Source organism: Demequina rhizosphaerae (genome assembly GCF_000971255.1).
GTDB classification, from domain to species: Bacteria; Actinomycetota; Actinomycetes; order Actinomycetales; family Demequinaceae; genus Demequina; species Demequina rhizosphaerae.
On sequence record NZ_BBMC01000004.1, the window covers coordinates 304,812 to 323,509 of the forward strand.

At 72.7% G+C, this 18,698-nt stretch carries 17 protein-coding genes; 13 read left to right on the plus strand and 4 right to left on the minus strand.

Going from position 1 to position 18,698, the window contains the following annotated elements:
* Nucleotides 1–19 precede the first annotated feature (19 nt).
* Entirely contained in the window at nucleotides 20–940 is a 921-nt protein-coding gene (locus AOM07_RS07620) for an XdhC family protein (RefSeq protein WP_062312434.1), read from the plus strand.
* Here the strand turns inward: AOM07_RS07620 and AOM07_RS07625 are convergent.
* Nucleotides 915–3,680 carry a molybdopterin-dependent oxidoreductase gene (locus AOM07_RS07625; protein WP_062312436.1) on the minus strand — a complete coding sequence of 922 codons (2,766 nt, stop codon included), beginning with the start codon at nucleotides 3,678–3,680 and terminating at the stop codon, nucleotides 915–917. The genes AOM07_RS07620 and AOM07_RS07625 overlap by 26 nt on opposite strands.
* A complete protein-coding gene (locus AOM07_RS07630) occupies nucleotides 3,677–4,477 on the minus strand; it encodes an FAD binding domain-containing protein (protein WP_062312438.1) in 801 nt (266 codons plus the stop codon). Before AOM07_RS07630 ends, AOM07_RS07625 begins: the two co-directional genes overlap by 4 nt.
* A 230-nt stretch (nucleotides 4,478–4,707) precedes the next feature.
* Here AOM07_RS07630 and AOM07_RS07635 point away from each other — a divergent pair, with 230 nt between their 5' ends.
* The 5 genes from AOM07_RS07635 to AOM07_RS07655 are packed head-to-tail and all read left to right on the plus strand — an operon-like array spanning nucleotide 4,708 to nucleotide 8,889.
* On the plus strand, nucleotides 4,708–5,799 hold the full coding sequence (locus tag AOM07_RS07635; protein WP_062312440.1) for an ABC transporter substrate-binding protein: 1,092 nt from the start codon (nucleotides 4,708–4,710) through the stop codon (nucleotides 5,797–5,799).
* 15 nt (nucleotides 5,800–5,814) lie between these two features.
* Nucleotides 5,815–6,639: an ABC transporter ATP-binding protein gene (locus tag AOM07_RS07640; RefSeq protein WP_062312442.1), complete on the plus strand. Its 825-nt coding sequence runs from the start codon at nucleotides 5,815–5,817 to the stop codon at nucleotides 6,637–6,639.
* Nucleotides 6,639–7,436: an ABC transporter permease gene (locus tag AOM07_RS07645; protein WP_062312444.1), complete on the plus strand. Its 798-nt coding sequence runs from the start codon at nucleotides 6,639–6,641 to the stop codon at nucleotides 7,434–7,436. Before AOM07_RS07640 ends, AOM07_RS07645 begins: the two co-directional genes overlap by 1 nt.
* The gene (locus tag AOM07_RS07650) at nucleotides 7,433–8,311 is read left to right on the plus strand and encodes an ABC transporter permease (protein ID WP_062312446.1); all 879 of its coding nucleotides are present in this window, start codon (nucleotides 7,433–7,435) and stop codon (nucleotides 8,309–8,311) included. Before AOM07_RS07645 ends, AOM07_RS07650 begins: the two co-directional genes overlap by 4 nt.
* Nucleotides 8,308–8,889: a helix-turn-helix domain-containing protein gene (locus AOM07_RS07655; RefSeq protein ID WP_082101371.1), complete on the plus strand. Its 582-nt coding sequence runs from the start codon at nucleotides 8,308–8,310 to the stop codon at nucleotides 8,887–8,889. The genes AOM07_RS07650 and AOM07_RS07655 overlap by 4 nt, the downstream gene beginning before the upstream one ends.
* A 165-nt stretch (nucleotides 8,890–9,054) precedes the next feature.
* Here the strand turns inward: AOM07_RS07655 and AOM07_RS07660 are convergent, their stop codons facing one another.
* Both AOM07_RS07660 and AOM07_RS07665 read right to left on the minus strand, forming a co-directional pair.
* Nucleotides 9,055–10,413 (minus strand): 8-oxoguanine deaminase, encoded by a 1,359-nt coding sequence (locus AOM07_RS07660; protein ID WP_062312448.1) that lies wholly within the window; start codon nucleotides 10,411–10,413, stop codon nucleotides 9,055–9,057.
* A gap of 33 nt (nucleotides 10,414–10,446) precedes the next feature.
* Entirely contained in the window at nucleotides 10,447–11,331 is an 885-nt protein-coding gene (locus AOM07_RS07665; RefSeq protein WP_062312451.1) for a M15 family metallopeptidase, read from the minus strand.
* 100 nt (nucleotides 11,332–11,431) lie between these two features.
* On the opposite strand from AOM07_RS07665, the gene ligA reads away from it, so the two are divergent.
* From ligA to AOM07_RS07700, 7 genes are all read left to right on the plus strand, one after another.
* Nucleotides 11,432–13,537 carry an NAD-dependent DNA ligase LigA gene (gene ligA, locus AOM07_RS07670; protein WP_062312453.1) on the plus strand — a complete coding sequence of 702 codons (2,106 nt, stop codon included), beginning with the start codon at nucleotides 11,432–11,434 and terminating at the stop codon, nucleotides 13,535–13,537.
* Nucleotides 13,538–13,664: 127 nt separating this feature from the next.
* The gene (locus AOM07_RS15105) at nucleotides 13,665–13,898 is read left to right on the plus strand and encodes a DUF6479 family protein (RefSeq protein ID WP_062312455.1); all 234 of its coding nucleotides are present in this window, start codon (nucleotides 13,665–13,667) and stop codon (nucleotides 13,896–13,898) included.
* A complete protein-coding gene (locus tag AOM07_RS15110; protein ID WP_228374406.1) occupies nucleotides 13,895–14,461 on the plus strand; it encodes a GNAT family N-acetyltransferase in 567 nt (188 codons plus the stop codon). The genes AOM07_RS15105 and AOM07_RS15110 overlap by 4 nt, the downstream gene beginning before the upstream one ends.
* A gap of 42 nt (nucleotides 14,462–14,503) precedes the next feature.
* The gene (gatC, locus tag AOM07_RS07685; RefSeq protein ID WP_062297965.1) at nucleotides 14,504–14,803 is read left to right on the plus strand and encodes an Asp-tRNA(Asn)/Glu-tRNA(Gln) amidotransferase subunit GatC; all 300 of its coding nucleotides are present in this window, start codon (nucleotides 14,504–14,506) and stop codon (nucleotides 14,801–14,803) included.
* Complete coding sequence (gene gatA / locus AOM07_RS07690; RefSeq protein ID WP_062312457.1) at nucleotides 14,803–16,326, plus strand: Asp-tRNA(Asn)/Glu-tRNA(Gln) amidotransferase subunit GatA; 1,524 nt, start codon at nucleotides 14,803–14,805, stop codon at nucleotides 16,324–16,326. The genes gatC and gatA overlap by 1 nt, the downstream gene beginning before the upstream one ends.
* Nucleotides 16,327–16,331: 5 nt before the next feature.
* Nucleotides 16,332–17,840, plus strand: coding sequence for an Asp-tRNA(Asn)/Glu-tRNA(Gln) amidotransferase subunit GatB (gene gatB, locus AOM07_RS07695; RefSeq protein ID WP_062312625.1), 1,509 nt, complete (start codon nucleotides 16,332–16,334; stop codon nucleotides 17,838–17,840).
* Nucleotides 17,841–17,943: 103 nt separating this feature from the next.
* Complete coding sequence (locus AOM07_RS07700; RefSeq protein ID WP_062312459.1) at nucleotides 17,944–18,603, plus strand: polysaccharide deacetylase family protein; 660 nt, start codon at nucleotides 17,944–17,946, stop codon at nucleotides 18,601–18,603.
* Nucleotides 18,604–18,698: the final 95 nt, after the last annotated feature.

Genomic DNA, 18,698 nt, shown 5'->3' on the forward strand with positions numbered 1-18,698 from the left:
TGCTGACAGACTGGCGGACGTGTTCGAGATCGCGCGCGAGGCGCTGGGGGTGCTGCACGAGGGCGGCGCGCTCGGCGTCGTCGTGGTGACCGGCGTCCACGGCTCCACGCCGCGCGCCCCCGGCTCCACCATCGCAGTGTGCGCCGACGGGCGCGCGATCGGCGCGATCTCCGGCGGCTGCCTCGAGTCGGAGGCCTACGAGCTCGCGCTCGCGCGCCACGCGGACCCGGCGCCGGTGACCGAGACGCTCGGCGGCGAGCCGGACCTCTACCGCCCGGGTCTCGCGTGCGGCGGCGCGGTCGACGTGATCGCCTTCCGCGTGGGACCCGGCGACCACGACGTCGTGGCAGCGCTCGAGGCCTCCCTCGACGACGGCGAGGTGACCCTGGCCCTTCCGGGCGGCCACCGCATCGTCCGCCCGCGCGCCCCGCGCCTGGTGATCGTGGGCGCCGTCGACTTCTCGCCGGCGCTCGCCGCGGCCGGACGTGCGCTCGGCTACCGCGTGCTGGTCGTCGATCCGCGGCCGGTCTTCGCGACGCCCGAGCGGCTGCCCGCGGCGCACGAGGTCCACGTCGCGTGGCCCGACGCCTTCCTCCGCGGCCTCGACATCGAGGACGGCACCGTGATCTGCGTGCTCACCCACGACGACCGCGTCGACGTGCCCGCGCTCGAGGTCGCGCTCGCCTCGCCCGCCGGCTACGTCGGCGCGATGGGCTCGCGCGTCACGCACGAGCGCCGGGTCGAACGGCTGCGCGAGGCCGGTGTGGGGGACGATGCGCTGGGCCGGCTCCGCTCGCCGATCGGCCTGGACCTGGGCGGGTCGAGCCCGGCGGAGACCGCGGTGGCGATCCTCGCCGAGGTGATCGCGTCCGACACGGGCGCGAGCGGGCGGCCGCTGCGCGAGACGGGCGGCGTCATCCATCCGCGGTCCGCGGGCTGAGGCCGGACGCGAGGCGCCACACCCGGTCGCGGGTCATCGGCAGCTCCATGGGCCGCGCGCCGATCGCCCGCCGGATCGCGTTCGCCAGCGCGGGCGCGACCGGGTTGTAGGGCGACTCCGACATGGACTTCGCGCCGTACGGCCCGAGCGAGTCCGAGGTCTCGGCGAAGTACACCTCCGTCTCGGGCACGTCGGCCATCTGCGGGACGCGGTAGACGCGGAAGGCGGGGTTGGTGGGCGCCCCGTGGTCGCCCATGATCAGCTCCTCGTACAGCGCGGAGCCGATGCCCTGCGCGACGCCGCCCTCGATCTGGCCCCGGCACTGGGCGGGGTTGAGGACCACGCCCGCATCGGCCGCCTGGATCGATTGCAGGATCCGCACGGTGCCGGTCTCGACGTCCACCGCGACCCGGACGGCGTGCACGTTGAAGGCGAGCGAGCGCACCTTGCCGTCGGTCTCGCCGTGCGCGGTGAGGCCCTCGGCCGGGACCGGCGCGCCGGCGTCGAGCATCGACCGGAGCGCGACCGCCGCCGCATGCACGGCCTTGCCCGCGACCGTGATGCCGGTCGAGCCCCACGCGCCCGTGTCGTGCTCGGTGGCGTCCGTGTCGGAGGTGCGCAGCCGCACCGCGGCGGGCTCGATGCCCAGCGCCTCGGCCGCGATCTGGGTGAGCACCGTGTGGGTGCCGTTGCCGAACTCGACGGTGCCCGCCGCGACGAGCATGGTGCCGTCCGGGTACGCGGTCACCGAGGCGGTCGCGCGGTGCCCGCGCGGGGGAATGGTCGCGATCATGCTGAGCGCCATGCCCTCGCCCACGGCCCAGCCCGCCGGCGCCTCGACGCCGTTGCCGCGCGCGAGCGCGGCCTCCGCGAGGTCGAGGCACTGGTCGAGCCCGTAGGACCCGAAGATGAGGTCGTCGTGGTGGCGCCGCTCGGTGACCCCCAGCTTGTCGCCGTCCTTGACCGCGTTGCGGCGCCGCAGCTCGAACGGGTCGATCCCGAGCTTCAGCGCGAGCTCGTCGAGCGCGGACTCGACCGCGAAGATCACCTGCCCCAGCCCGTAGCCGCGGAACGCGCCCGCGGGAGTCGTGTTCGTGTAGACCACCTCGGCATGCAGGCGCTTGGCGGGGGAGCGGTACGCCTCGAGCGACTCGGCGCAGCCGTGGAACATCACGCCGATCGCGTGGTTGCCGTACGCGCCGGTGTTGGACAGCACCTCGATGTCCATGGCGGTGAGCTTGCCGTCAGAGTCGGCCCCGAGCGTCGCGGTGACCCGGAAGGGGTGGCGCGTCGCGGTGCGCACGAACTCCTCCTCGCGCGTCATCTCGTACGCGACAGGTCGTCCGGTGCACAGCACCGCCAGCGCCACGATGTCCTCGGTGAAGATCTCCTGCTTGCCGCCGAAGCCGCCGCCCACGCGCGCCGTGAAGACGCGCACGCGCTCGCGATCGAGGTCGAGCATCAGCGCGAGCTCGTCCCGCGCGAGGAACGGCACCTGCGTGCTCGAGCGGACCGTGAGCCGGCCATCGTCGTCGAGCCAGCCGAGGCTGCCGTGCGTCTCGAGCTGGGCATGGCTCACGCGCGCGTTCGACCAGGTGCCGGTCGCGACCGCGGTGGCCCGCGCGAGGCCCCTCCCGACGTTGCCGTACGCGCCGCGCCAGGCCGCGACGAGGTTGCGGGAGGCGTCCTCGACCCCGTCCTCGGGGGTCAGCCCGGGGTGCACCAGGGGCGCCCCGGGCGAGCGCGCCTCCTCGGGGTCCGTGACCGCCGGGAGCACCTCGTAGTCGACGCGCAGCGCGGCGCAGCCGGCCTCCGCCGCGGCCGCGGTCTCGGCGATCACGGCGGCGACGCGCTGCCCGCGGAAGCGGACCACGTCGTCGAGGATGCGCGTGTCGCGCGGGTCGTCGAGCCGGTTGCCGTGGCGCGCGGTCGAGAAGCGGACCGCGGGCGCGTCCTCGTGCGTGAGCACCGCGACCACGCCGTCGACGGCGAGGGCCGCGGACGCGTCGATCGCGACGATGCGGGCATGCGCGTGAGGGGACCCGAGCACCTTGAGGTGCGTGAGGCCGGGCACGTCGGTGTCGAACGTGTAGGGCTCGCGGCCCTGGACCACGCGCGCGGCGGCGGGAGGCAGGGCGTTCGCGCCCACCCCCGGGCGAGCCTCGGCGCCTCCTCCGGCCGCCGCATCGTCCCCGCCGGCCGCCGCATCGTCGCCGCCGGCCGCCGCATCGTCCCCGCCGGCGACCGCATCGTCCGCCCCGGATGGCGCATCGTCCCCCGCGGGGCAGCCGAGGCAGCCGCCGCCGCAGCCCTTCACCGCGTGCTCGACCGCCTCGCGGATGGGGCGGTAGCCGGTGCAGCGGCACAGGTTGCCCTTGAGGCGGCGGTCGAGGTCGGGCAGGTCCTCCTCGGTCAGCGTCGACGCGGTGACGGTCATGCCGGGGGTGCAGAAGCCGCACTGGAACGCGAAGTGGCGCGCGAAGGACTCCTGGACCGGGTGCGGCTCGTCGCCGGGGGCGAGGCCGCCCGCCGTGGTCACCTCCCGCCCCTCGGCGCGCACGGCGGGGTAGAGGCACGAGTGGACGGGCCGGCCGTCGACGAGCACCGTGCACGCGCCGCAGTCGCCCGCGTCGCAGCCCTTCTTCACCTCGAAGCGGCCCTGTTCGCGCAGGTAGGTGCGCAGGCACTGGCCCGGCGCGGCCGCGCCCTCGACCTCGTCCCCGTCGACCGAGAGCCTCATGCGAGCTCCTCGGCGACCTCGGCGGCGAGCACGCCGGCGACGTGACGGCGCCAGTCCGCGCTGCCGAGGGCGTCGGTGTAGAAGCCCTCGGCGGCCCGCGCATCGTCCCGCGCGGTGGCGGGCGACGGGGGAGCGGGGTAGCGCAGCACGGCGGGCGTGAGCGTGGCGGCGGTGACGACGATGACGGTGCGGCCGTCGGCGTGCGCGCGGCCGGTGACGACAGCGCCCGAGCGACCCAGCTCCGCGAGCGCGATCTTCCGCAGCGCGGTGCGGGCCCGGAGGGCGTCGGCGCCGATGCGCACCTCGCGGACGAGATCGCCGTGCGCGAGGGTGGTGGTGCCGTTGCCAGTCGGGAGGGACGCGACGGGGACGATGCGCTCGTCGCCGTCCGCGGTCCACAGGAGGGCGTCGGCGTCGAGGGTGGCGCACGCGGCGAGCATCGCGCCGGCGGAGTACGCGCGGCAGATGTTCCCGACGACCGTGGCCTCGTTCCAGATCTTGAAGCTCGCGAGCAGCGCGTTCGCGGCCTCGGCGAACAGCGGCTGCGCGGCCCAGCCGATGTGGGGCGGCAGGGCGAGGAGGTCGGCGATGGTGCACGACGGCCCGATGGTCAGGCCCTCGCGGCTCACCTCGAGGCGCGGGCCGGGCAGTCCGGCGAGGTCGACGAGCCCGGTGACGTCGCGGTTGGGCTCGGAGAACAGCCACGTGCCGCCGGCGAGGAAGCGCTCGCCGGGCGCGAGCGCCAGATCCGCGCGGGAGGTCGCGACGCGGTAGCCGGTGACGGCGGAGAGGTCCATCGCGCCCTCCTCTCGACGGGTGACCTGCGGGCGAGTCTGCCACGCGCCAATGTCACGGTTATGTCACGGAACCCTGAATTTACGAGGGCGAAACACAAGGGCGCATGTTCATGAAATCTACATTCCATAACGTCGTGCCGACGTGCCGGAGTCATGTCCGGGCGCCGCGGGAGAGACCCCACCACGATGCTCCCTCGGCTGACCTTGCGTCCAACCACGAGGGAGAACTCATGCGTTTCATCAACGGCAAGGCGGGGCGGCTCTCGGCCGCCGCTGCCGGCGTGGCTGTCGCCGCGCTCGCGCTCGCGGCGTGCTCGTCCGGCGAGGCCGACACCGGCTCGTCCGCCTCGGCCGACGCCGAGGACGCGATGGAGGCGCCCGCGTACGGCGACTTCACCGTCCAGCTGTCCTGGATCAAGAACGAGGAGTTCTCCGGCGAGTTCTTCGCGGACTCGATGGGCTACTACACCGAGGCCGGCTTCGACGCGGTCGAGCTGGTGCCCGGACCGTCGACCGGCGCCGCCGAGCTGCTCTCCGGCACCGCCGACGTCGCGCTGTCCGACGCCGTCTCGATCGGCTCGGCCGTCGCCGCCGAGGAGGCGCCGCTGAAGATCATCGGCACGACGTACCAGAAGAACCCGTTCACGGTCCTGTCGCTGGCGGACGGCGGCAACATCATGACCGCCGAGGACATGGTCGGCAAGAAGATCGGCGTCCAGGACTCCAACACCGCGCTCTTCATGGCGCTGCTCGCCGCGAACGGCCTCACCGAGGACGACGTCGAGATCGTCCCGGTCCAGTACGACCCCGCGCCGCTCACCAACGGCGAGGTCGACGGCTTCATCGCGTACCTCACCAACGAGTCGATCACCGTCGCGGCCGCCGGCTACGACACCGTCAACCTGCCCTTCGCGGACAACGGCCTGCCGTTCGTCGCTGAGACCATCACGGTCACCGACCAGTCGATCGCGGAGAACCGCGACGCGCTCAAGGCGTTCCTGGTCGCGGAGATCAAGGGCTGGACCGACGCGGTCAACGACCCGGAGGAGGGCGCCCGCCTCGCGTACGAGGAGTACGGCGCCGACCTCGAGCTCAACCCGGAGAACTCGATCGCGGGCGCGATCGCGCAGGCCGAGGACCTCGTGGTCTCGGACGAGACCGTCGCGAACGGCCTCTTCACCATCTCCGAGGCGCTCCAGGCCTCCACCCTCGAGTCGCTCGCCGGCGCGGGCATCGAGCTCGAGGCCGCGGACCTCTTCGACCTCAGCCTCCTGGCCGAGGTCTACGAGGAGAACCCCGACCTCGTCGCCTACGCGGGCTGATCTGCGGGAGCACCAGTGACCGACGTCACCGAGACCGGTGCCCGGGGCGAGACCGCCCCGGGCACCGGCCTGCAGATCTCCGGGCTCACCAAGGTCTTCTCCTCCGGGAAGAAGACCGTCACCGCGCTCCAGGACGCGAACCTCCACACGGACCGCGGGTCCTTCCTGGCGCTGCTGGGCCCGTCCGGCTGCGGCAAGTCGACGATCCTGCGCATCCTCGCGGGCCTCGAGCAGCCGACGAGCGGCTCGACGCGCGTCGACGGCCGCTCGCCCAAGGACTTGCGCGCGTACAACGAGCTGGGCATCGCGTTCCAGGACTCGGCGCTGCTGCCGTGGCGCTCCGTGTACAACAACATCAAGCTGCCGTTCGAGGTCTCCGGCAAGCCGGTCGACCACGACTACATCGAGGAGCTCATCGAGCTCGTCGGCCTCAAGGGCTTCGAGAAGGCCAAGCCCGCGCAGCTCTCGGGCGGCATGCGCCAGCGCGTGTCGATCGCCCGCGCGCTCGTGCTCAAGCCGTCGGTGCTGCTCCTCGACGAGCCGTTCGGTGCGCTCGACGACATGACGCGCCAGCGCCTCAACCTCGAGCTCATGCGCATCCTCGCCGCGAAGCCGGCGACCACCCTGCTGGTGACCCACGGCATCTCGGAGGCGATCTTCCTCGCCGACCAGGTCGCCGTGATGAGCCCGCGCCCGGGCCGGGTCAAGGAGGTCATGCAGATCGACCTGCCGCGCCCGCGCACCCCCGACATCCAGCGCAGCCCCGAGTTCCACGCCTACGTCGACCAGGCCTCCGAGCTGCTCTTCGGCGTCGGCGGCGCGGCCACCGAGGACCACTGATGGGGCGCAGGCTGCCGGCGTGGGCGACCGCGTCCCTCAGCGCCCTCGGGCTGGTCGCGTTCTGGTGGATCGCCTCGGTGACGATCTTCGCGAACGTCGGCTCGGGCAACACCAAGGCGATCCCGAGCCCCGTGCAGGTGGTCGAGGAGTACGGCAACGTCGGCTTCGACTTCTACGTCACCAACTTCTCCGTCACCCTCAACGAGGCCGTGCAGGGCTACCTGTGGGGCAACGGCGTCGCGCTCGTGCTCGCCGCGCTGGTGATGGTGCTGCCGCGCCTCGAGGGCGCCGTCATGCAGCTCGCGGTCATCTCGTACTGCATCCCGATCGTCGCGATCGGCCCGCTGCTCGTCCTGATCTTCGAGGTGCCCAAGAAGGGCGAGCCGTCCGGTACCGCGATCTTCATCGCGGCGCTGTCGGTGTTCTTCACCACCGTGGTCGGCTCGCTGCTCGGCCTGCACGCCGCGGACAAGGCGAGCCTCGACGTCGTGCACGTCTACGGCGGCAACGCGTGGGTGCAACTGCGCAAGGTGCGCGTGATCGCGGCCCTGCCGGCGGTGCTCACCGCCCTCCAGATCGCGGTGCCCGCGGCCTTCCTCGGCGCGGTGCTCGGCGAGTACTTCGGCAAGGTCGAGACGGGCATCGGTCCGGCGATGATCATCGCCCAGCAGTCGCTCAACTCGCCGCGCGTGTGGGGCATCGCCCTCGCCTCCGGCGCGATCGCGCTGCTCCTGTACCTCCTGGTCGGCATGCTCACGCGGCTGTCGACCCCCTGGTCGAAGGGGGCCGCGGCATGACCGACACGATCGCCGCATCGAAGGCCGACGCCCAGCAGACCGCGGAGCTCGCGGCCCAGGTCCGCCGCCAGGCCCGCCGCAGCACCCTGAAGTCGCTCGGCAGTTCGCTGCTCACCTTCGGCCTCACGCTCGTCACCGTCGTGGTGCTGTGGCAGGTGGCGTTGTGGGTCTCCGACCTGTCGCCCTACGTGGCCAAGGGCCCGGCGGACGTGTGGAACTTCTTCTTCGTCGAGGACGATGCGGCGGAGAACCGCGCCGAGATCATGGCGAACCTGTGGGTCACCCTGGGCGACGCCGTCATCGGCTTCGTCGCGGGCCTCCTGCTCGCGCTCGCGGGCGCGATCGGGTTCCGCCTGTCGAAGGGCTTCGAGCACGCGATGATGCCGATCGCGCTGCTGCTGCGTTCGGTCCCGCTCATCGCGTTCGCCCCGGTCATCATCATGATCTTCGGACGCGAGTTCATGACGGTCGCGGTGATGGGCGGCATCGTGGTGCTGTTCCCCGCGCTCGTGAACATCGCGTACGGCCTCCAGCAGGCGTCGCAGCAGACGCTCGAGGTGGTGCAGGTCTACGGCGGCAGCTCGATGAAGCAGCTCGTCAAGGTGGCGCTGCCCGCGTCGCTGCCGGCGTTCTTCGCCGCGGTGCGCGTGTCCGTGCCGGGCGCGATCACGGGCGCGCTGCTCGCCGAGTGGCTCGCCACCGGATCGGGCATCGGCGGCGTCATCAACGGCTACGCCACCTCGGCGAAGTTCGACGAGCTGTGGGCGTCCGTGGTCGTGGTGACGTTCGTGTCGCTCGTGCTCTACAACCTCGTGCAGATCCTCGAGAACACCGTGCTCGTGCGCATGGGCATGCACCCGTCGAAGCGGGTGTGACCGTGGGAGACGCGCAGGACGGTCCCGACGAGGCCGCCGCGCGGCTCGGGGCGCGCCTGCGGGAGCTGCGCAAGGCGCGCGGGCTCACGCTCGTGTCGCTGGCCGAGTCGACGGGGCTGTCGCATCCGTTCCTGTCGCAGGTGGAGCGCGGCCTCGCGAACCTGTCGCTGCAGTCGTTGCGACGGATCGCGGTCGCGCTCGAGACGAGCCCGGTCGAGCTGGTCGCGGCCGCCGAGGCCGACGACGGCGCGCCCCCGCGCCGGGTCGAGGTGTCGCGCGCGGGATCGCGGCGCCCGACGCCGCAGGGCTTCGCCCGCGGTCCCGCGGTCTCGCTGGTCCGGGGCACCCGGCCGTTCACGCCGATCCTGGTCGAGTCCGAGGCCGTCGACCCCGGCGAGGTCTTCGTCCACGCCGAAGACGAGTTCGTGTTCGTCGTCGAGGGCGCGGCCGAGGTCGAGACCGACGGGAAGGCCCACGCGCTGGGCGTGGGGGACTCGGTCTACTACGCGGGCGGGGTCCGCCACCGCTGGTGGGGCGGCCCGTACCGGCTGCTGGTGGTGAAGCAGCAGGTCCGGTAGCGCCTGCCGCCTGCCTCGGCGCCCCCGGCGCGGCTCGAGCCCGTCTCCAGGCATCCTGCGAGGCGCTCGGTGCCCGGATCGGCCGATTCTGGGCGCTGAGCACCTCGCAGCGCGCCGGTGGGCGTCGCGCGAGCCGGGCGGTCTCAGCAGCGCAGCCTCGGCCGCCTAGCCCCTGAGCCGCTCCGCGGCCTCCACGACGCGGCCCGCGATGACGGTCTCGTCGCCGCGCGCCAGCCGCCCGTCGATCACGACGTCCTCGCCCTGGACCAGCATGCGCCGCACGCGGGGGAGCGAGCCGAGCCCGAGCGCCGCGACCGGGTCCGCGATCCCCGCGTGCTCGATCTCGTCGAGCTCCCACAGGACGATGTCGGCGAGCTTGCCCGGCTCGAGCGAGCCGATCTCCTTCTCGCGTCCCAGCACCCGCGCGCCGCCCATGGTGGCGATCCGCAGCGCGTCGCGCCCCGGCATCGCGCCGGCCCCGTCGCGCAGGCGCGCGAGCAGCGCCGCCTGGCGGATCTCGGAGCCGAGCCGGCCGTGCTCGTTCGAGGCGGCGCCGTCGACGCCGAGGCCCACGGGTGCTCCCGCGTCCACCAGCGCACGCACGGGCGCGATCCCCGCGGCGAGGCGCGCGTTCGATGACGGGCAGTGCGCCACGCCGGTCCCGGTCTCGGCGAAGCGCGCGACGTCCGCGTCGGACAGGTGCACGCAGTGCGCCATCCACACGTCGGGCCCGAGCCAGCCGAGCGACTCGAGGTAGTCGGTGGGGGACATGCCGAAGCGCTCGCGGCAGAACGCCTCCTCCTCGACGGTCTCGGCGCCGTGCGTGTGGAGGCGCACGTGGAGGTCGCGCGCGAGGGACGCTGACTCGCGCAGGAGGTCGCTCGTGACAGAGAACGGCGAGCAGGGCGCTATCGCGACCCGCACCATCGAGTCGAACGACGCGTCGTGGTACCGGGTGACGGCCTCCGCGGAGGCGGCCAGCGCATCGTCCGTCGTCTCGACCGCGAAGTCGGGCGGGAGCCCTCCGTCGGACTCGCCCAGGTCCATCGAGCCGCGCGTGGCGTGGAGCCGCAGCCCTAGCTCGGACGCCTCGTGCACGATCGACCCGACGATGTCGCCGGAGCCGCGCGGGAAGATGTAGTGGTGGTCGCCCACGGTGGTGCAGCCGGACCGCGCGAGCACCCCCATAGCCCCGGCGGCGGCCGCCCCCGCGGTGTCGGCGTCGATGCGCGACCACGTGGGGTAGAGCGCGACCAGCCAGTCGAAGAGGATCGAGTCCTGCGCCCACCCGCGCGTGAGCCACTGGTAGAGGTGGTGGTGGGTGTTGACCAGGCCCGGCGTCACGAGCGTGCCGCGCGCGTCGATCACGTCGGGGAAGGCGTCACGCACGTCCGACGGCGCGGCGCCCTCGCCCATCGACACGATGCGTCCGCCGCGGACGGTGATCCAGCCGCGGGCGATCTCGGTGCCGGCGGGGTCGATCGTCGCGATGTACCCGCCCTCGATCAGCGTGCTGCCTGCCATGGACCCTCCCAGGGTGAGCCGCGCATCGTCCCGTCAGAGGCCGGTGGCGGAGAAGTGCATCCAGTCGTCGAGGTCGGTCCAGGTGCCGCCCCACTCCCAGCCGACCGCCGCGAAGTCCTCGATGATCTTGCGCTGCGTCTCGATCATGCCCGGCCGCAGCCATTCGCGGTCGCGGTACGCGCCCGCGAGCTCGGGGAAGACGTAGCCGTCGCGGACCCACGGGTTGTGGAACGGGTTGATGTCGACAGCGAGCCCGGAGGCGTGCTCGGACCAGACGTCGTAGCCGCCGGTGACCTTGCGGCACTCGAACGAGATGGTGACGTTCTGGTCGCCGGTGTGGTCGCCGCGCACCTCGGACCACGAGGTGACGCGCATCTCCTCGATGGGGAAGCGGCGCTCGTACATCTTCTCGAAGACGCTCGCGAGCTCCTCGGCATGCGCCGCGTTGGTGATCATCTCGCCCGTGTGGGCCTGGAGGTCGAAGCCCCAGAACGGCATGACGATGTAGGCGAGGTCCTCGGGCTCGACGGGGCACTGCTCGCGCCAGCTCGAGCGCTTGAGCACGTCGTCGGGGATAGCCGAGATCTCGACGAACCAGTCGTCGGTCTCGGGGTCCGGGTAGGAAGTCTTGCCGGGCTCGAGGCGGCGGTCGCGCAGCTCCTCGGGCGTGGCGACGGGCTTCCCGAGGTCGTTGTCCTGCTTCTTCAGCACGGTGGTGCCCAGCCAGTCGGGTCGCGCGAACGGGTTCGCGACGACGTCGATGGACGGATCGGCGACCGGCTCCGGGGTGACGGTCGCGGTGATCGCGGGCTGGGGCTCGGGGGTCGCGGTCACGGTGGCGCGCGGCGTCGGCGCCTCGGCCGTCGTGCAGGCGGCGAGGAGCAGGGCCGCGGAGGCGGCCAGGACGGCGGAGCGCATGCGCACACGCTACTGATCGGAGAGGGACGATGCCAGGGCCGGGTGGGCGCCGGGTGTCGGGGGGGCGTCCGGTGTCGGGGGGACGTGGTGGGATAGGACGGTGACCGACCCCCGTGCCCGCCACCAGGAGCTCGTCCAGGAGATCGAGGCGCACCGCCACTCCTACTACGAGCTCGCCGCCCCCACCGTCTCCGACGCCGAGTACGACACCCTCGAGCGCGAGCTGCGCGAGATCGAGGCGCTGCACCCCGAGCTGGCGACGCCGGAGAGCCCCACCCAGACGGTCGGCGGCGCGGTCGCGACCGGCTTCGCCTCGGTCAAGCACCGCGAGCGGATGATGAGCCTCGACAACGCGTTTTCCATCGAGGACGTCGAGGCGTGGCTGGGTCGCGTCGAGAAGGAGGCGGGCGTCCAGGCGGTCGTGTGCGAGCCCAAGATCGACGGCCTGTCGATCTCGCTCACGTACGAGAACGGCACCCTGGTCCGCGGCGTCACGCGCGGCGACGGCACCACGGGCGAGGACGTCACCGCCAACGTGCTCACCATCGCGGGCCTGCCGCGCACGCTCGCGGGCGACCACGTGCCGACGCTGGTCGAGGTGCGCGGCGAGGTGTACCTCCCGGTCGCGGCCTTCGAGGAGCTCAACGCGCGCCTGCTCGAGGAGGGCAAGGCGCCGTACGCCAACCCCCGCAACACCGCCGCGGGCTCGCTGCGCCAGAAGGACCCGGCGGTCACGGCGACCCGCCCGCTCGCGGTGACGACGTACGCGCTCGGCGCGCTCGAGTGGGGGGCGACCGAGCCTCACCCGAGCGCCGGCACGCAGCACGGGATCTACGAGGTGCTCGCGTCGTGGGGTCTGCCGGTGACCGAGCACGCGCGCGTCGTCACGGGCGTCGACGAGGTCGACGCGTACCTGCGGGACCTCGAGGAGCGCCGCCACGCGCTCATCCACGAGATCGACGGCGCGGTGCTCAAGGTCGACGACCGCGGCGTTCAGGGCGCGCTGGGATCCACGAGCCGCGCGCCGCGCTGGGCGATCGCCTACAAGTTCCCGCCCGAGGAGGTCCACACCACCCTCGAGGACATCCGCGTCGACGTGGGCCGCACCGGCCGCGTCACCCCCTACGGCGTCATGACCCCGGTGCTCGTCGCCGGCTCGACCGTCACCTACGCGACGCTGCACAACGCGCACGAGGTCGCCCGCAAGGGCGTGCTCATCGGCGACACCGTGGTGCTGCGCAAGGCGGGCGACGTCATCCCCGAGATCGTCGGCCCGGTGGTCGCGGCCCGCACGGGGCGGGAGCGCGAGTGGACGATGCCGGGGGAGTGCCCGTCCTGCGGGACCCCCTTGGCCGAGCAGAAGGAGGGCGACAAGGACCTCCGCTGCCCGAACGCCGAGGGCTGCCCCGCGCAGATCGTCGACCGCATCGCGTTCATCGGCTCGCGCGGCGCGCTCGACGTCGAGGTGCTGGGGGAGAAGGCCGCGGCGGCGCTCGTCGAGTCGGGCGTGCTGCCCAACGAGGCCGGGCTGTTCGACCTCACCGAGGAGGATCTGCGCCGGGTGCCGCTGTTCACCTACGAGGTGGACGAGAAGCTCACGAGGAAGCAGCAGGAGGCGGGCGTCGAGGGGCGCAAGGCCGGCGACGTGTCCGCGAACGGCCTCAAGCTGCTGGAGAACCTCGCGGGCGCCCGCACCCAGCCGCTGTGGCGCGTGGTGGTCTCCCTGTCGATCCGGCACGTCGGGCCCACCGCGTCCCGCGCGCTCGCGACCGCCTTCGGGTCGATGGACGCGATCCGCGCGGCCTCCGAGGAGGAGCTCGCCGCGGTCGACGGCGTCGGTCCGGTGATCGCGGAGTCGGTGCTGCAGTGGTTCACGGTGCCGTGGCACGTCGACATCGTGGACCGCTGGGCCGCCGCCGGCGTCCGCATGGAGGACGAGCGGGACGAGTCCGTCCAGCGGACCCTCGAGGGCCTCACCGTGGTCGCGACCGGCTCGCTCGAGGGCTTCACCCGCGACTCCGTCAAGGAGGCGATCATCTCCCGCGGAGGCAAGGCCGCATCGTCCGTGTCCAAGAAGACCGACTACGTGGTCGTGGGCGCGAACGCGGGCTCGAAGGCCGCGAAGGCCGAGGAGCTGGGCGTGCCGACCCTCGACGAGGCCGCCTTCGTGAGGCTCCTCGAGGGCGGGCCCGCGGCGCTGGACTGACCCCCGGCCCGTTCCCCGGTACGCATGCGCGACCCCGCACGATCGCCCGCGCAGCGCCCCGCAGATTCCCCACCCGCCCGCGCGGCGCCGTGGGTAGTCTGGCCGGGAGGGGGAGTGAGGAGCCACGATGAACACCGCACTCATCATCGGCGCTGTCGCCGGAGTGGTGGTCCTCGTGGTGCTCGTCATCGCGATCGTGATCGCGGTCGGCAAGCGCCAGACGACCCCGCCGCCATCGCCGGAGGAGGACGCCGGACGCGGGCCCACGGGCCAGCATCCGGACCCCGTCGAGGGCACGCCATCGGACACGTCGACGCCCCAGTGGGACCGTCGCATCGATCCCCGGGAGGGTCCACAGTGAGATTCGCGGTGCGCAAGGTCGGGCCGGACGAGAAGTCCCGCCTTCAGGAGATCGGAGAGCTCACGGCTCTCGCCTACCTCGCCGACGGGCTGATCGACCACGCGCACCCCTATCTCCCACAGCTGCGCGACGCCGCGGCGCGGGCCCAGGACGCCGAGCTGCTCGCCATGATCGACGGCGAGCGCGGCGAGGGCTCGATCGTGGGCACCATCACGCTGGTGCCGCCGGGCAGCCCGTTCATCGAGCTCGCGGAGGACGCCGAGTTCGAGCTGCGCATGCTCGCGGTGTCGCCCATCGAGCGCGGGCGCGGCATCGGCCGCACGCTCACCCAGGCGGCGATGGACCGCGCCGTCGAGCAGGGCGCGACGCGCATCGTGCTGTCGACCCTCGACACGATGCACGCGGCCCACCGGCTGTACGAGCGGATGGGCTTCCGCCGGCGCGAGGAGCTCGACTGGGTGGTGTTCGACAACGAGGACGGCTCGGTCACGCGGGTGCCGCTCGAGCACGGCGAGCCGCCCGAGGGCGCGGTGCGACTGCTGGGCTACTCGTGGGAACCCTGAGCGGAGCAGTGAGCCCGACCTCGCGCCACTAGACTCGACGCCATGTCTTCCCTTGAGCGATCCGATGTGGCGCGCCTCGCGGCGCTCGCCCGCATCGACATGACCGACGCGGACCTCGACCGCCTCTCGGGCCAGCTCGCCGTGATCGTCGACGCCGTCGCCAAGGTGGCCGAGGTCGCCGGCGAGGACGTCCCGGCGACGAGCCACCCGATCCCGATGGCCAACATCCACCGCGAGGACGAGGTCCGCCCGTCGCTCTCGCAGGACGATGCGCTGGCCGCCGCCCCCGAGGCGGAGGACGGGCGCTTCCGCGTCCCGCAGATCCTGGGGGAGGAGGCCTGATGTCGGAGCACACCGTCGACTGGACCCGGGCCACCGCCGCCCGGATGGCCGACGCCCTCGCCGCCGGCGAGGTCACGTCGGTCGAGCTGGTGCAGGCGCACCTCGACCGCATCGCCGCCGTGGACGGGCCCGTCCATGCCTTCCTCCACATCGACGCCGAGGGCGCGCTCGAGACGGCCCGCGCCGTCGACGCCGACCGCGCGGCCGGCAAGGAGCTGCCCCGCCTGGCGGGCGTGCCGATCGGCATCAAGGACGTCCTCGTCACGAAGGGCCTGCCCACCACGGCCGGCTCGCGCATCCTCGAGGGCTGGATCCCGCCGTACGACGCGACGGTGACCCGCCGCGTCCGCGAGGCGCGCATGCCCATCCTCGGCAAGACCAACATGGACGAGTTCGCGATGGGCTCGTCGACGGAGCACTCGGGCTACGGCCCGACGTGCAACCCGTGGGACCTCGAGCGCATCCCCGGTGGCTCGGGCGGCGGCTCGGCCGCGGCGCTCGCGGCCTTCGAGGCGCCTCTGACCATCGGCTCGGACACCGGCGGCTCGATCCGTCAGCCCGCGTCGGTCACCGCGACCGTGGGAGTCAAGCCCACCTACGGCGGTGTCTCCCGCTTCGGTGCGATCGCGCTCGCCTCGTCGCTCGACCAGCTCGGCCCCTGCGGCCGCACCGTGCTCGACACGGCGCTCCTGCACGAGGTCATGGGCGGCCACGACGAGATGGACGCGACCTCGCTCAACGAGCCGGTCCCGGCCTGCGTCGACGCGGCCCTCGAGGGCGCGCAGATGGACCTCACCGGCGTGAAGATCGGCGTGGTGCGCGAGCTCAGCGGCGCGGACGGCGGCTACCAGGCCGGCGTCACCCAGCGCTTCGACGAGTCGCTCGAGCGGCTCAAGGGCATGGGCGCCGAGATCGTCGAGGTCTCGTGCCCGTCCTTCGAGTACGCGCTCGCCGCGTACTACGTGATCCTCCCGTCGGAGGCCTCCTCCAACCTCGCGAAGTTCGACTCGGTGCGCTTCGGCCTCCGCGTCGAGAAGACCACGGTGGAGAAGACGATGCTCGCGACCCGCGCCGAGGGCTTCGGCGACGAGGTCAAGCGCCGCATCATCCTCGGTACCTACGCGCTGTCGGCCGGCTACTACGACGCCTACTACGGCTCGGCGCAGAAGGTCCGCACGCTGGTGCAGCGCGACTTCGACGCGGCCTTCGCGCAGTGCGACGTGCTCGTGTCGCCCACGACGCCGACCACGCCGTTCAAGATCGGCGAGCGCATCGACGACCCGCTGGCGATGTACCTCAACGACATCGCGACCATCCCCGCGAACCTCGCCGGCATCCCCGGCATGTCGCTGCCGTCGGGCGTCGCGCCCGAGGACGGCCTGCCCACCGGCTTCCAGATCCTGGCGCCGGCGCACGAGGACGCCCGTCTGTACCGCATCGGCGCCGCCCTCGAGGCGTCGCTGACCGCCGAGTGGGGCGGTCCGCTGTCCGCGCAGGCGCCCGAGCTGGAGGTGGCCGAGTGACCACGATGACCTACGAGCAGGCGATGGAGGAGTTCGACCCGGTCTTCGGCATCGAGGTCCACGTCGAGCTCAACACCAAGACCAAGATGTTCTGCGGCTGCGCGAACGAGTTCGGCGCCGAGCCCAACACCCAGGTCTGCCCGGTCTGCCTGGGCCTGCCGGGCGCGATGCCGGTGACCAACGACAAGGCCGTCGAGTCCGCGATCCGCCTGGGCCTGGCCCTGGGCTGCTCGATCCGCGAGTCCTCGCGCTTCGCCCGGAAGAACTACTTCTACCCGGACCTCGCGAAGGACTACCAGATCTCGCAGTACGACGAGCCGACCTGCTACGAGGGCTCCCTCGACGTGGTCCTCGACGACGGCACCGTGGTGACCATCGGCATCGAGCGCGCCCACATGGAGGAGGACGCCGGCAAGAACACCCACGTGGGTGGCACCGGCGGCATCCAGGGCGCCGACTACTCGCTCGTCGACTACAACCGCGGCGGCGTGCCGCTGGTCGAGATCGTCACCAAGCCCATCACGGGCATGGGTGCCCGCACCGCCGAGGTCGCGCGCGCCTACGTGGCCACGATCCGCGACATCGTCCGCGCCCTGGACATCTCGGACGGCCGCATGGAGCAGGGCTCGGTGCGCGCCGACGTCAACCTCTCGCTGCGCCCCAAGGCGGTCGCGGGGGAGTCGCAGGACGACGTGCCGTTCGGCAAGCGCTCCGAGACCAAGAACGTCAACTCGCTGCGCGCGATCGAGCGTGCGGTGCACTTCGAGGCCGCCCGCCAGGCGTCGCTGCTGCTCGGCGGCCAGCCGGTCGTGCAGGAGACCCGCCACTGGCACGAGGACACCTCGTCGACCACGCCGGGCCGCTCGAAGGAGGAGGCGGAGGACTACCGCTACTTCCCGGAGCCCGACCTGCTGCCGGTCGAGCCCTCGCGCGAGTGGGTCGAGGAGCTCCGGAGCACCATCCCCGAGCACCCCGCCAAGATGCGGGCCCGCCTGCGCGAGGAGTGGGGCTTCTCCGACCTCGAGATGCGCGACGTGGTCGCGGCCGACGCGCTCATCCTCATCGCCGCCACCGTGCAGGCGGGGACGACCGCCCAGGCCGCGCGCAAGTGGTGGATGGGCGAGCTGTCGCGCGTCGCGAACGACCGCGAGGTCGCGCTCACCGCGCTGCCCGTCACCCCCGACGCGATCGCCGAGCTCCAGGGCCTCATCGATGAGGGCAAGATCAACGACAAGCTCGCGCGTCAGGCGCTCGAGGGCGTCCTCGCGGGCGAGGGTTCGCCCGCCGAGGTGGTCGCGTCGCGCGGCCTCGAGGTCGTCTCCGACGACTCGGCGCTCGAGAAGGCGGTGGACGATGCGCTGGCCGCCCAGCCCGACGTCCTCGCCAAGATCCAGGACGGCAAGGTCCAGGCCGCGGGCGCGATCGTGGGCGCGGTCATGAAGGCCACGCGCGGCCAGGCCGACGCGGGCCGCGTGCGCGAGATCATCCTCCAGCGCGCCGGCGTCGAGGGCTGACCTCTCCCGTCACGCAGCACCGTCTCGCGACCCCGCCCGGCTCCGGGCGGGGTCGCGTGCGTTGCGGGCGGCCCCGACCGTCTCGCAGCGTTAGCCTCGGAACATGCTGACCGAGACCCCTGTCCGTCGCGTCGCGAGCGGAGGTCTCGCGCGCTCCGGCCCCGCCTGCGCCCTCACGTTCGACGACGGGCCCAACGGCCTCGACACGATCCGGCTGCTCGACTTCCTCAAGTCGCGCGTCATCCGCGCGGTGTTCGCCGTGATCGGCGAGGAGATCCTGCGGCCCTCCGGGATCTCCGCCGACGGCACCACGATCCCTTCCGGTGCCGACGTGCTGCGCCGCATCGTCGCCGACGGGCACATCCTCTGCAACCACGCCACCTCGTACGAGGACATGGGGCAGTGGAACGCCCTCGACGTGCGCGACGACATGCTGAAGAACCTCGAGATCATCGAGGGTGCGGTCGGCGACGACGTGCCCGTCCCGTATTGGCGTGCGCCCAACGGCTCGTGGGGAGTCACCGCGCCCGTCGCCGTGCGGCTCGGGATGCAGCCGCTCGACGTCGCGAACACGGTTGAGGACTGGGTCGAGCAGGACCCTGCTGTCCTGGCGTCGCGGTTGAGGCTCGCCATGGTGCCGGGGGAGCTGGTGCTCCTGCATGATGGCGGCGGCAACCGCGCCGGCACGGTCGACGCCGTCATCGAGGTGGTCTCCGAGCGCCTCGACGAGGGATGGAGCTTCGTCCTTCCCGAGATGCCGTAGGAACCTCGGCAGCCACCGCAGTCCTCTCGCGCGACGTCCACGCCGGCCAGCTGCCCGCTTGTGCATTCGGGGCCTCCGGGCGTGAGTTGAGGGCG

What these genes read in the sequence shown, in the direction of transcription:
- AOM07_RS07625 (WP_062312436.1), bottom strand. Translation starts at nt 3,680, where the DNA reads ATGAGGCTCTCGGTCGACGGGGACGAGGTCGAGGGCGCGGCCGCGCCG.
- AOM07_RS07630 (WP_062312438.1), bottom strand. Translation starts at nt 4,477, where the DNA reads ATGGACCTCTCCGCCGTCACCGGCTACCGCGTCGCGACCTCCCGCGCG.
- AOM07_RS07635 (WP_062312440.1), top strand. Translation starts at nt 4,708, where the DNA reads ATGCGTTTCATCAACGGCAAGGCGGGGCGGCTCTCGGCCGCCGCTGCC.
- AOM07_RS07645 (WP_062312444.1), top strand. Translation starts at nt 6,639, where the DNA reads ATGGGGCGCAGGCTGCCGGCGTGGGCGACCGCGTCCCTCAGCGCCCTC.
- AOM07_RS07650 (WP_062312446.1), top strand. Translation starts at nt 7,433, where the DNA reads ATGACCGACACGATCGCCGCATCGAAGGCCGACGCCCAGCAGACCGCG.
- AOM07_RS07660 (WP_062312448.1), bottom strand. Translation starts at nt 10,413, where the DNA reads ATGGCAGGCAGCACGCTGATCGAGGGCGGGTACATCGCGACGATCGAC.
- AOM07_RS07665 (WP_062312451.1), bottom strand. Translation starts at nt 11,331, where the DNA reads ATGCGCTCCGCCGTCCTGGCCGCCTCCGCGGCCCTGCTCCTCGCCGCC.
- AOM07_RS15105 (WP_062312455.1), top strand. Translation starts at nt 13,665, where the DNA reads ATGAACACCGCACTCATCATCGGCGCTGTCGCCGGAGTGGTGGTCCTC.
- gatC (WP_062297965.1), top strand. Translation starts at nt 14,504, where the DNA reads ATGTCTTCCCTTGAGCGATCCGATGTGGCGCGCCTCGCGGCGCTCGCC.
- gatA (WP_062312457.1), top strand. Translation starts at nt 14,803, where the DNA reads ATGTCGGAGCACACCGTCGACTGGACCCGGGCCACCGCCGCCCGGATG.
- gatB (WP_062312625.1), top strand. Translation starts at nt 16,332, where the DNA reads ATGACCTACGAGCAGGCGATGGAGGAGTTCGACCCGGTCTTCGGCATC.
- AOM07_RS07700 (WP_062312459.1), top strand. Translation starts at nt 17,944, where the DNA reads ATGCTGACCGAGACCCCTGTCCGTCGCGTCGCGAGCGGAGGTCTCGCG.